We start from the raw sequence: 14209 nt of genomic DNA, 5'->3' as shown, positions 1-14209 counted from the left end.
CCAAACCGCTCGAAACCGTGACCAAAACACCCGAGAATCTTTTTAAAAATCAAGGCGTTTCTCCCGAGGTTTTTTCCCATAACCGTCATCGGAAACTGCGACTTTCTCTCCCATGGTTTTACCCCTGGCCACCCCCGTAGCTACCTCAGGTAGTTCAGGCTCGGGACCGAAGCCATGGCGTCATGCAAGAGCCCTCTACCCCAAACGTACAAACACGACGAAAGGAGATTCTTCATGTTTAAGCGCAACGTTCTCGCGGTATCCGTGACCCTCGCCGCACTGTGCTCGGCCCAGGCTGCAATGGCAGACATCAACGGCGGCGGCGCGACTCTGCCACAGCCGCTGTATCAAACCGCTGGCGTACTCACCACTGGCTTCGCTCCGTACATCGGTGTGGGCAGCGGCAACGGCAAATCGGCGTTCCTGAACAACGACTACACCAAGTTCGTGGCTGGCGTGACCAACAAGAACGTGCACTGGGCTGGCAGCGACTCGAAGCTGAGCGCCACTGAGCTGTCGACCTATGCGTCCACCAAGCAACCTGCCTGGGGCAAGCTGATCCAGGTGCCTTCGGTAGCCACTTCGGTTGCCATTCCGTTCAACAAGGCAGGCACCAACGCGGTTGACCTGAGCGTTGACCAACTGTGTGGTGTGTTCTCCGGTCGTTTGACCACTTGGAACCAGATCACCAACTCCGGCCGCACTGGCCCGATTGCCCTGGTGTATCGCAGCGAGTCCAGCGGCACCACTGAACTGTTCACACGCTTCCTGAATGCCAAATGCACCGAAGCCCAACCTTTCGCTGTGACCACCACCTTCTCTTCAAGCTACGGCGGTGGTCTGCCATCGACGGCGGTGGCCGCCACTGGCAGCCAGGGCGTGATGGATGCATTGAACGCCGTTGAAGGCCGTATCACCTACATGAGCCCGGATTACGCGGCGACCACCCTGGCCGGTCTGGATGACGCCACCAAAGTCGCCAAGGTTGGCGGTGTTTCCCCTGCACCTGCCAACGTCTCGGCTGCAATCGGCCTGGTTCCAGCGCCAACTGAAGCCCGCGCTGATGGCTCGTTCATCGACGCTACCAACCCGGACAACTGGGTGCCGGTGTTTGCTGCCACTGCAAGCGGCCCAGCCACCTTCGCTTACCCCTCCAGCGGCTACCCGATCCTGGGCTTCACTAACCTGATCTTCAGCCAGTGCTACGCCGACGCTACCCAGACCACCCAAGTGCGCAGCTTCTTCGCTCGTCACTACGGTGCTTTCGGTAACAACGACACCGCCATCAGCAACAACCGCTTCGTACCGCTGCCAGCCAACTGGAAAAAAGCCGTGCGTGACACCTTCGCCACAGCTTCCAACGCTCAAGGCATCGGCAACACCAGCGTCTGCAACGCCATCGGTCGTCCGCTGTAACCCAAGCGTCCACGACCCGCACTACCGATCAGCAACGGCCTGTGCCGTTGCTGATTTTTTTGCGTTAACAGCCCTGCATGAACTTTCCATGACAGAAGTTCAGTCCCGCGCCTTGCCAACCGCCTAACCCTCATACGTGAGGCTGTCTTGCTCCCAGGCGATAACAAAGAAGGAAGAGTCCCGATGGTCCGCTGCAAAACACCGGTTAACCTCAAAGCCCCAGTGACCGTCCTGCGCCTCAAGCCTTTGGCGCAGGCCATCGCCTTGTTGATGGTGGCCGGTAATGCCCAGGCGGCTACGGCGTTCAGTTCCGGCTGGTTTGCCGACAAGGGCGCTTCCCAGGCGAGCACGGCCGCGCGGACCGGTGCCGGCCAGGTGCCCGGAATTCCTTCGCTGAACCAGCAGGCACAGGCCAAGCAGCAGTTGGCGCGTTCCATCAGCACGTTGAACACCAGCGTCGCGGCGATTGCGGCTCAGCAGGCGGCGCAAGCGGCGGGGCGTCAGGCAGCGTTCGGTCAGGTCTCGAACATCCCAGACGGTTTGGGCAAGGGCGGCCTGCAGGTCGATAACAGCCTGACCCAGGGCTGGACCAACGCCAAGGGCCCGATCCAGAGCCAATCCGGCGGCAAGACCACGGTGACCATCGAGCAGACGGCCGACAAGGCGATCCTCAACTGGGAAACCTTCAACGTCGGGCGCAATACCACCGTCGATTTCCAGCAGCAGTCCACTTGGGCAGTGCTCAACCGCGTCAATGACCCGAATGCGCGGCCCAGCGAAATTCAAGGCCAGATCAACGGCGCCGGCACGGTGATGATCATGAACCGTAACGGTGTGGTCTTCAGCGGCACCAGCCAGGTCAACGTGCGTAACCTGGTGGCGGCGGCCGCGACCATGACTGACGACCAGTTCACCCAGCGCGGGCTGTACGTCGACACCAATGGTACTCAGCCCACGTTCACCGACGCGGCGGGCAAGGTTGAAGTACAGCGCGGCGCGCTGATCCAGACGCACACTGCCGCTACCTCCACGGACTCAGGCGGCTATGCCTTGTTGCTGGGCAGCGAAGTGGAAAACGCCGGGACTATCATCACTGCCAAGGGCCAGGCCACCCTGGCGGCCGGCGACAGCTTTTACATTCGCAAGGGCGTCGGTACGGCGGGCAACGACCGCTCCACCACCCGTGGCAACGAAGTGGCGACCAGCCTAAAGGCCGGCAGCACCGCGGGTAACGTCACCAACAGCGGCCTGATCATGGCCTCCACCGGCGACATCACCCTGACCGGCCACCAGGTGCAACAAAACGGCGTGGCCCTGGCCAGCACCTCGGTGGATACACGCGGCACGATTCACTTGCTCAACGCCGCCAGCGACACCCGCGGCAGCGTGACCCTGGGCGAAGGCAGCACCACCGCGGTCCTGCTCGACGCCAGCGGCAGCACGGCCCTCAACAGCCAGAAAGACAACGGTCTGATCAAGCTCGACGGCACGCCCGCCAACCTGATCACCGGGCAGTTCAATAACCTCAGTGCTGTGGTTGACCGTACCGATCAGTCGCGCATCGAGATTGTCAGCGGCGGCACCGTGGACTTCCAAAAGGGCTCGATCACGTTGGCCACCGGCGGCCAGGTAGCGGTCAGCGCCGGCCAGCGCAGCCTGGTGCGCGATGGCGCGATGATCGACGTGTCGGGTGCCATCGGTGTCAAGGTGGCGATGGAGTCCAACGCCATCAAGATCAACGTGCAGGGCAATGAGCAGCGCGATGCGCCGGTCAACCGCGACGGTGGGCAACTGATCAACAATGATGTGTGGGTCGATCTGCGCGAGCTGGTGTTCGTGCCGGCCGGCACCAACGGCTACGCCACCGACCGTTGGTACACGGCCGGCGGCTTGCTGGAAGTGGGCGGCTACCTCGGCACCCAGGGCCACTCGGTGGGCGAATGGATGGCCCAGGGCGGCACCGTGACCTTTACCGGCAAGGAGGCGGTGACCCAAAAGGGCGCGCAGATCAACCTGTCGGGCGGCACTGTGGATGTGCAGGCTGGTTACATTCAGCAGACCTGGCTCAAGGGCCCGGATGGCCGCTTGTATGAGGTGTCGAAAGCGCCGGGCGACATTCTCTACTCCGGTTTCTACAAGGGCTATGAAGACACCAGCGTCCGCTGGGGCCAGACCGAGTCTTACTACAACCCGCTGATCGCTCCCCAACGCCGCTATGAAGCCGGTTACACCGTGGGCCGCGATGCCGGCAAGCTGGTCATCGGTACCTCCAGCGCAGTACTGGAAGGCCAGGTGATCAGTGATGTGTTCCAGGGTGATCGCCAGACCCAGGCACCGACGATCAACCTCGACGGCTACCAGCAATCCCAGAAAGCCAGGGCCCAGCGTGCGCAACTGATCATTGGCCAATACATTCCGGTCTACAACAAAACCACCGGCACGCTGCGCTATGCCCTGAGCGGTACGTCCGACCAGGTGCTGATCGACAGCAACACGCAGAAAATCGCCGACGGCCTGGACCTGGGCACTGTGCTGCCGTCCGATCGCCAGGGCAAGATCCTGCTCGACAGCGATCAGCTCAATGGCGCCCGGTTGGGCGCGGTCAAAGTCGCTGCCAAGCAACAGGTGAACGTCAATGGGGCGCTCAGCGTGGCGGACGGTGGCGATATCACCTTGTTCGGGCCGGGTGTGCAGATCAATGCCAACCTCACCGCCCACGGCGGCAGTGTCAACGCCGGCAACATCCTCAGCCAGGTCGACCCGCTCAAGGCCGGCGAGGTGACGGACACGATCCTGGCCGGTGGTTCGAAGGTGAACGTCGCCGCCGGCGTCAAACTGGACACCAGCGGTCGCTGGAATAACCTGGCCCTGGACCCGGCCGCCAGCGCAGGTGTGGCCTATGTGAACGGCGGCAAGGTATCCCTGCGCAGTGCCAGCAATGTGAACCTGGCCGCCGGCAGTCTCGTGGATGCGTCTTCCGGGGGCACCCTCGGCGTGGATGGCAAACTCACGGGCGGCAAGGGCGGCAATGTGACCCTAGGCGCCCTGGGTGCCCTGGCCTTGGAGGGTGACGTGCGCGGCTATGGCGTCAACGGCGGCGGCACCCTGGCGTTGCAGGCGCATAAAGTACAGATCGGCGAAAGTACCAATGCGGTGGGCAGCGACACCCTGAAACTGGCCGGTGATTTCTTCAACAAGGGCTTCTCGGCCTACGACATTACCGGCAATGAAGGGCTGATCGTCACCGACGGTACTCAGGTCGACGTCAGCCTGCCGGTCTTTCGATTAGGCGCACAGGCCTCGGGTATGCCAACCGGTAGCGATCCTGCCACCGCACTGGAACGCTGGACGCCGCCGCTGTATCAGGAAGACGCTGCCAAAGGCGTGCTGACCCAACGCCGGGGCGCCGGTGTGAGCCTCACTGCCGGCCATGTCAATTCCACCGCCGCGCAATTGGCGACCACGGCGCTCACCGTCGGCCAGGGCGCGGTGATCCATGTGGACCCCGGCCAGGCGATCAACCTGCGCAGCGTCGGCCAATTGACGATGGACGGCACGCTCAATGCCTGGGGCGGCAACGTGAGCCTGGGCGGCTTGACGACGGGCGCCTCGGAAGCGGTGAATGCCATCGGCCATGGCCGCTCGATCTGGGTCGGCGAGCAGGCGGTGATCGACGTCTCGGCACGGGCGGCGACGGCGGTGGACAACCGTGGGCGCACTTATGGCCTGGTGCGCGACGGCGGCAGCCTCAACATTGGCGGCACGTTCGACCTGAACACCGGCCTGGCCAAGGCCAGTGATTTGTTCGTGGTGGTGCGTAACGGCGCGCGCCTGGAGGCCTCCGGCACCCAAGCCCTGATAAACGTGCCGGGGCAAGGCGCTGTGCAAGCGGCCAGCAATGGCGGCAGCATCACGCTGGCGTCCAATAACGGCTTGTACCTGGAGGGCAGTCTTGTCGCCAGGGCCGGGGGCGCCGGTGCGGCGGGCGGTAGTCTCAACGTGGCGTTGGACACCCCGTATTACCAGAAGGCATCTGTCACCGATCGCGTCCTCAAGGTGCGTGAACTGGTGTTGGGTCAGGCGCATCAACCGACGGCGCTGGCTGGCACTGCTGAAGACGCTGCCGCGAGCCTGGCGTATGGGCAGGGGCGGTTGGGTGTGGATCAAGTCAGCGCGGGCGGTTTCGATAACCTGGCTCTGTTGAGCAACGGCCTGTTGAGCTTTGACGGTGACGTTACCTTGAACATGGGCCAGAGCCTGCGCCTGTACAGCCGTGGATACGGCCTCAGCGACAATGCAGCAGGCAACTCGCGCATCAACCTGTCCGCGCCGCACCTGCTGTTGGCGGGTTTCCTCGCACCTGAAGAGACGGGCAAAGACCTCTATGTGCGACCGGTGCCGGTGCTGCCGGCCCCGTCCCAGCGGGCAACCAATGCGCAATTGACGGCCACCGGCAGCCTGATCGACGTGCGCGGCAATGTCATCTTCGGTAACCGCAGCCACGTGTTTCGGGCGGACAACAGCCAGGCCAGCCTTGAGCGTCGGGGCTTCGACCAGGTCAACCTGACCAGCCAGGGCGACCTGCGCTTTCTCGCCGGTGCGGCCGAGAATGACATCATTACCGGTGTCAGCACGCAGTTGCTGACCCAGGGCGATATGACCTTGCGCGCCGCGCAACTGTACCCGGCCACTGAAGTCAGTGCCCGCGTCATCGCCGGCTACCGGGGCCAGTCGACCACCACCTCCCTTGACCTGGATTTTGATCCCTCGCGTACGCTGACCATCGGTCGCGTGGGCAGTGCCGACGCGCCTATCCCTTATTCGGCGTTCGGCCGCCTGCAACTGGGCGCGGCCACGGTGCGCCAAGGTGGCGTGGTGCGCGCGCCCCTGGGGTTGATCGATATCGGCAGCATGGGCAGCAGCGTTGTGCAACTGTTGCCAGGCGGCCTGACGTCGGTGAGTGGCAAAGGCCTGGTGCTGCCCTATGGCGGAACGCTGGACGGCCAGGTCTACAAATACAACGGCAAGACGGTGAAATTTATCGGTCAGGGGGGCGTGGTCACTCGCGAAGGTGACCTGAATGTCGGGGTCATCCTCGGTGGCAAGACGATCAGTGTGTTGCCTGACGCCACGTTAGACTTGTCCGGCGGAGGCGATTTGCTGGGTGCCGGCTTTGTTTCAGGGCGCGGTGGTTCCACGGATGCCCGCTACAACCCGTTGGTGCAGTTTGGTGCCAATGGCGGGTTCGTGCTGCCGGGGCTGTCCACCAACCCGATCTATGCGATTGTGCCGGGGATCCAGCCAGGCGCCGCGCCGGTCGCGGCGGAGGGCGGGGCCGTGACGCCGTTGGTCGGCCAGCAGATCACCATCGGCGCCGGTGTGCCCGGTTTACCGGCGGGCACTTACACGCTGATGCCGTCGACCTACGCGTTGATGCCAGGTGCCTTCCGCGTCGAGATCAATGGCCTGGCCGGGCAGGGCAGCGGGACCGCGACCACCTTGATGCGCAACGGTTCGTGGGCCACTTCCGGGCACCTGTCGATCGCCCATACCGGGATCAGCAACAGCGTGGCCAGCCAATTGACCCTGACCTCGGCCGACACCCTGCGCCGCTATTCCGACTACAACGAAACCCGTTACGCCCAGTTCGCCAGGGCCGATGCGGCCAGGTTGGGCGTGCCACGGCCGATGCTGGAGGCCGATGCGAAGACCTTGAAACTGGCCCTGCGTCCGGGAGACGGCGCCGAGGCCTTCTCGTTCCAGGGCATCGGGCGCTTCGGGGCCGCATCGGGAGGGTATGGCGGCACGGTGGCAGTGATCGACCGCAGTACCCAAGGGATCGAAGTGGTCGGCGCGGGGCAGTCGGCGACAGCCGGGTTCGCCGGCATCACCTTCAACGCCGACAGCCTGAATGCGCTGGGGGCTTCGCGGTTGGTGGTGGGTGGAATGACGGTTGTGGAGTACGGCCAGTCCGGGAACTTCATTTACCTGGCGAACGGGGTCAATCGCGCCGATAGCAACGTGATCTTGCGAAATGGCGCAACCCTTGCGGCACCGGAAGTGTTCCTGGTGAGTAACACCGGCTCGATCATCGTGGAGCAGGGGGCTTCGATCAACACCCTGGGGCGCGGTAATGCCAGCTACGATGCCCGTGACGGCTATATCTACCAGGTGGCCAACACGCTGGCGGTGTCCAATGGCCTGCTCAACGTGATCAGTGCGCCCAAGGTGGGCAGTGTGATCAGCCAGGGGATCAATATCGGTGCCTGCAGCGGTGGGGTGTGCGGTGGCCAGACCGGGCTGTACTCCAACGGCAGCATCGTGGCCCTGACCGACAGCACCTTCCAGCTCGGCGAACAGGTGCGTTACGGCACCCATCACCTGAACCTGGGCGTGAGCACCCTCAATCTGGGCAGCGCCGAAGCCCTGACCGCAGCGGCGGCGGCGAATCGCTTGCCGGCCGGGCTGACGCTCAGCCAGGCACTGCTGGATCGATTGCTGCGCGGCGATACGCAGTTCGGCGCCCCGGCGCTGGAAACCCTGCAGCTCTCGGCCCGCGACGGATTCAACTTCTACGGCAATGCGGTACTCGACACCTATGACCCGCTCACCGGCAAATCGCTGCTGAGCAACCTGATGCTATCCACCCCGGCCCTGTACGGCGCCGGGGGGGCCAACGACGTGGCGTCGATCCACACCGCCAACCTGATCTGGCTGGGCGCGATCACGGCGCCGGGCGCGGTGGTAGCGGGTGGCGCGGGCACCGGCAGCGGGCGCCTGGACGTCAACGCCGAACGGATCGAGTTCGGTTATGGCGCCTTTGGCCAGCCGAGCAACGTGAAAAGCTTCGACCGTCTGGCCCTGGGCTTTGCCAATGTCACTATCAACGCCAGCGAGCGCATCACGGCCAACCATAAGGGCAGCCTGTCGGTGTATCAGCGCCAGGGCGCGTATGACCCGGTCAGCGGCTTTCAGTACAGCGGCGGCAACCTGACCATTCGTACGCCGTTGATGACCGGTGAAGCCGGCTCGGTGAACGTGATCAAGGCGGGCGGTGCGATTGATATCGGCGCCTCCGCCGGCCCGCGTGGCACGGCCAGCGGCCAGGGTGCCGAGCTGTCGCTGCAAGGCGAGAGCATTCGGGTGGCCAGTGCGGTGGTGCTGCCCAGCGGCAAAGTCAGCCTCAGCGCCCGTGGCGATGTGGTGTTGACCGACGACGCCTTGATCGACGTGGCCGGTCGCGCCATCCCCTTCAACGACGTGACCCAATACGGCTGGGGCGGCGACGTGCTGCTGGACAGCCGCAGCGGCAATATTCTGCAGGCGGCGGGATCGACCATCGACCTGTCCGCCAAGCACAACCAGGCCGGTAAGCTGCGCGCTGTGGCAACGGACGCGGCCGGGGGCATCGTCGACCTGCAAGGCAAGATCCTCGGCAGCAGCGGCCACTACCTGGCCGGCGGCACCTCAATACCGTACCTGGCCGGCACCGTGGAAATCCAGGCGCAACGCCTGGGCAGCAGCGGCGCCCTCGACCAACAGTTCGCCGACCTCAACCAGCGCCTCAACAACGGCGAAGTCTTCGGTGCGCGCAGTTTCCAGCTCAAGCAGGGTGACCTGACCATCGGTAACGGGCTCAAGGCCGGCACCATCAGTGTGTCGGTGGACAATGGCAGCCTGCGCGTCAAAGGTCTGGTGGACGCCAGCGGCGAGCGGGTCGGCAGCATCAACCTGGCGGGCAAAAATGGCCTGACCCTGGACAGCACGGCGGTACTCGACGCCCATGGCAGCAAGCTGCGGGTGGACAGCTACGGCAAGATCATCGACGCGCCGAACCGCGCCAGTGTGGTATTGGGGTCGGGCACCGGCCAACTGACCCTGGCCGATGGCGTGCGCATCGACCTGCGCCATGGCACCGACGGCGCGGCGGGCAACGATGGGCGCAATCGCGGCACCCTGGCGCTGAACGCGCCTCGGTTGTTCAACCCGGACGGCAGCAGCAATGACATCAATATCGATGCCAGCGGGCGCCTGACTGTCCAGGGCGCACGCTCGATAACCCTCAACGGCATGGCCACCTACGACGATGCGCCGGAAAAAACCGACCCGACCGCCAGCGGCAGACCGTATCAGGAGATCACCCAGGGTTACCTGGATGGCAAGCACGCCTTGAGCGAGGCGTTTATCAATGCGGCGAAGAGCAACCTGAACTTGCTGAACAACAAGCTCGCCGGGTTGAACAACGCCACTTATGCCGATGCCTTCCATCTGCGTCCTGGCGTGGAAATCGTCAGCAAGACCCCGGACGGCGATTTGGTGGTGCAGGGTGATCTGGACCTGTCCGGTTACCGCTATGCCAGCCTCAACCCCAATAGTCAGAAGGACAACTCTATTTATGGTTCCGGCGAGTCCGGCAGCCTGACCCTGCGCGCCGGCGGCGACCTGAATATCTACGGCAGCATCAACGACGGCTTCGCCAAGCCGCCGGTGTCCGAGGATGACAAAGGCTGGGTGCTGTTGCCGGGTGTCGATTTCAGTGGTGGGAATATCGTGGTGCCGGGCAACGGTGTGACCCTGGCGGACGGCACCGCCTTCCCGGCCGGAGCCACGCTTAACTACGACTTGCCGATCAAAGGCTTGACGGTGGCTGCCGGCACGCGCTTGCCGGTCGTCGCAACATTGGCCCAGGACCTGGTGCTGCCCGCCGGCAGCGTGTTGTCGGCCGATGTGCGCGATGGCAGCGGTAACCTGCTGTTCGCCGCCGGCACCTTGCTCAGCCAGGCGCAAACCCTGGTGGCGGGCACGCAACTGGGCGCCGGCATGCTGTTGACCGAGGGCACCCGCCTGCAAGCCATGACCTGGCCAAAAGGGGTGCCGTTGCCCACCGTGCACGGTGCAACGCTGGCCAATAACAGCGTATTGCTCAGCGGCAACAAGGCCTTGCCAAAAGGCGGGTTGATCCCCGCCGGCACCGATGTGAAGTTGCCCAACGGGGCGACGTCGGTGCAATTGCGCGTCGGCGTTTCCGGCGCCGCCGGCCAGGTATGGGCGATCTCGCCGATGCTGGCTGAAGGTACTCAATCGTGGTCGTTGCGTCTGGTGGCAGGCGCCGACACCGAGGCGGCTGACAGCCGTATCCTGCAAGCCCATCCGCGCAGTGGTGAGATCCACTTGGCGGATAACCACTACGGCATGTTCGCCAAGGAAATGCCGGCCAAAGGTGTGCAGACCTGGACCGCCCAGGCAGTGATTGATATGGGATTTGCCGGGGTGGTCGTTAAGGAGGGCGACCCGATTGACCAGGCGGTACTCGACGGCTTCGGGTTGGGTTCAATCGAGGACTTCTGTGCCGCAACGCCGGAGTACTGCAAGCCCAAGGTGACGTATGTGTTTACTCAATATGCCGCGGATGATTTGGCCAATAATGGGATCAACGTCGTCGTCGGCACCGAAATGACCGATGCTTTTTTCCAGAGTATCGGTTACCCCTCGGTTGAGGAGGTGTGTGCCACTGCTCCGGACTATTGCCTGCTGAAGGCAGACAAGGAATACGCCGCCGTACCCTCAAGCACGCGATTTAGCGTCATCCGCACCGGCACAGGTGACCTTGAGCTGTTGAGTGCGGGCAGCCTGAGCATGGATTCGTTGTACGGCGTCTACACGGCCGGCACCTCGTCGACCGGCACCTTTGCCGGCGACCCTTACAACCTGCCCAAGGCGAAGCCGGCAGGCGCTGACCCTGCGGCCAAAACCGTGCTGAATGACACCGGCAGTTTCTTTGAAAAGTTCGTCAATGGTTCGCCCACCAGCATCTACCGTGCCTGGTACCCGGAGGCCGGGGGCAACCTGACGCTGACTGTCGGCGGCGACCTGACCGGCAACATCACCAGCGTCACCGGTTTGAACCCTGCGCGACCCAACCCACGGGATGCCGGCGTGGACTCGGCGGCCGTCGGCAACTGGTTGTGGCGCCAGGGCAGCAGCGACGTGGCGACAGGCGGGCAAGCCCAGCCGACGGCGTGGTGGATCAATTTCGGCAGTTACACCGCGACGACGGCGGCGGACAAACTGCTCGGCTTTACCGGCTTCGGTGCCCTCGGCGGCGGGAACGTGGATGTCGATGTCAGCGGCAACGCCGGCGTATTGAACACGCTGGGCTACAGCACCCAACATGTCGAGGCGAACCCGCATAGCCAGGGCCTGGTGCTGGCCGTGGGCAGTACGGGCCGTGTCGCCAGCGATGGCAGCCTGCAGTTGACCGGTGGCGGCGATCTGCGTGTGCGCATCGGTGGGGCACTGAACCCGGCCAGCGTCGCCGATAGCGGTGACCATCGCGATGGTGTACTGGTCAACCTGCGGGGTGACGTGCAGTTGCGCAGTGCCACCGTGGGCAGCGTCGACGTGATGTATGGCAGTGTCGCCGGCGTCCAGAGCCCCGGCGAAACCCGTGCATACGATCCACTGGTCGCGACCCGTGGGGTGGCTCGCGGCGGGATGACCCTGGTGCCAGGTGACGCCACATTCAACCTGCAGACCCTGGGTGACCTGGTGGTGCAGAACGTCGAAGACCCGGGGCGAGTCGTGCTTTCCCATCTGTCCCCCTTCGCTCAAGGGGCTGAACAGGGCACCGGTACCAGTTGGTTCACACTGTGGACCAAGGGCACGTCGATCGACCTGTTTTCCTTGGGCGGCAACCTGACGCCCTTCAGCCGATCCGACGCGACGGCCGACTTGGCGGTGGTCTATCCGTCGATCGTCAGGGCTACGGCCGCCAGCGGCAGTCTGTATTACGGTAAAGCGGCCCAGGCGCAGGCCAACGGCGACAACAACTACACCTACCCACTGCTATTGGCGCCCGGCGAGAACGGCCAGCTGCAGTTCATGGCCCAGGACTCGATCTACGCCGGCGGCATGACCGTCAGCCAATCCGGGACGGCGCAGAGCACCACGGCGACCCCTTGGCATCCGGCGTATCAGGGCCGCATCGGTAACGCGGTGAAGGCCAGCAACCTGTCGGTCAACGGCAACTCGGGTAGCCAGCCGTTATTTGTGTTCGGGCCGGGTACGGCTGCGCTGTCACCCGGTGGCAGTGCTGAACCTGCGCGTTTCTACGCGATTGACGGCGATCTGGTTGGGGTCAGCAGTGGCCGAGTGATTGCGTTCGGTACAACGGTGGGCAGCTTGCACGAAGGCCAGACCTGGTATGAGGGCAATGGATCGGTATGGATGATGGCTGGACGGGATATTGTCAGCAGCGGTCGGCGCTTCGGTCAGGACTCGCTTGCTGTTGCAGGCATGCGCACCCAGGATAACCTGATCATTCACGACAACCCTAACGACATCTCCGTGGTGTCCGCCGGACGCGACATTCTCTACAGCAACTTCCAGGTCGCTGGCCCCGGCCTGCTGGAGCTGTCGGCGGGACGCAATATCCTCCTGAGCGGTTCCGGGGCGTTGGGTGAGTCCAGCGTGACCAGCCTTGGGCCCCTATTGGCCGGGGACAACCGTCCTGGGGCGAGTATCGTCATGCAAGCAGGTGTCGGCCCCCATGGACCGGATTACCTGCGCTTCGTCGAGGCGTACCTGAACCCCGTCAACCTGGCGCAACCTGGCGAGTCGATTCAAGGCAATAAGGTCGCCAAGACGTACGAAAACGAACTGGTCACCTGGCTCGCCGAGCGCTTCGGTTTTGTCGGCGATACCGCACAGGCACGCGCCTACTACGCGGCACTGCCCGCCGAGCAGCAACGGGTGTTCGCCCGCGACCTGTACTTCGCCGAACTCAAGGCCGCGGGGCGTGAGTACAACACTGACGGCAGCGTGCGCCAGGGCAGTTACCTGCGTGGTCGTGCCGCCATTGCCGCGCTGTTCCCGGACAAGGACGTGGCCGGCAACCCGATTGCCTACACAGGCGACATCACACTGTTCGGCGGCTCGGGTGTGCACACCAACTTCGGGGGTTCGATCCAGATGCTCACCCCAGGCGGCAGCCAGACCTTCGGCATCGAGGGCGAAGCGCCGCCGTCGACGGCGGGGGTGATTACCCAAGGCGCCGGCGATATCCAGCTCTATTCCATGGGGAGCATCCTGCTCGGCCAGAGCCGCATCATGACCACCTTCGGGGGTTCGATCATGGGTTGGACCAGCGAGGGCGACATCAACGCCGGTCGAGGCTCCAAGACCACCGTGGTGTACACACCGCCCAAGCGTGTCTATGACAACTGGGGCAATGTGGCCCTGTCGCCGTCCGTGCCGAGCACCGGTGCGGGGATCGCCACGCTCAACCCGATTCCGGAAGTGCCGGCGGGGGACATCGACCTGATCGCGCCGTTGGGCACCATCGACGCGGGCGAAGCGGGCATTCGTGTGTCGGGTAACGTCAACATCGCCGCCTTGCGTGTCGTGAACGCGGCGAATATCCAGAGCCAGGGCAAGTCGTCCGGGGTGCCGGTGTCTGCTGCGGTCAACACCAACGCCATGACGTCGGCCAGCGCGGCGGGGGCGGCGGCGTCCCAGGCGGCGGAAGACGCGGCGCGCAGCCAGCAGGCGGCGGCCAAGCAGGGCCGGCCGTCGATCATGACGGTTGAGGTGTTGAGCCTGGGCAACGAACCATTGCCGCAGGAGCCTGCACCGGCGCAGAAAACCTCCGGCTACAACCCTGACAGCCCGGTGCAGGTACTGGGCGCGGGGCCGCTGAGTGAACAAGCGCGGGCACGGCTGACGGAGGAGGAGCGCAAGCAGATCAGTTTGTAAGGCGTTTGAAGGCCGTGTGGGAGCGAGCCAGTCGCGCCGC

The 14209-nt window shown here is 64.2% G+C and carries 2 protein-coding genes; both read left to right on the top strand.

Annotation, left to right across the window (positions count from 1 at the left end; all coding sequences use genetic code 11):
* The first annotated feature begins 234 nt into the window (after positions 1–234).
* A complete protein-coding gene (locus AB4O08_RS01865; protein ID WP_010211146.1) occupies positions 235–1416 on the top strand; it encodes a substrate-binding domain-containing protein in 1182 nt (393 codons plus the stop codon).
* Between the two features lie 183 nt (positions 1417–1599).
* Entirely contained in the window at positions 1600–14169 is a 12570-nt protein-coding gene (locus AB4O08_RS01860) for a filamentous haemagglutinin family protein (protein WP_460114665.1), read from the top strand.
* Positions 14170–14209: the final 40 nt, after the last annotated feature.

This window comes from Pseudomonas sp. H3_E07 (assembly GCF_054668895.1).
This window is presented reverse-complemented; position numbering and strand designations above follow the sequence as displayed.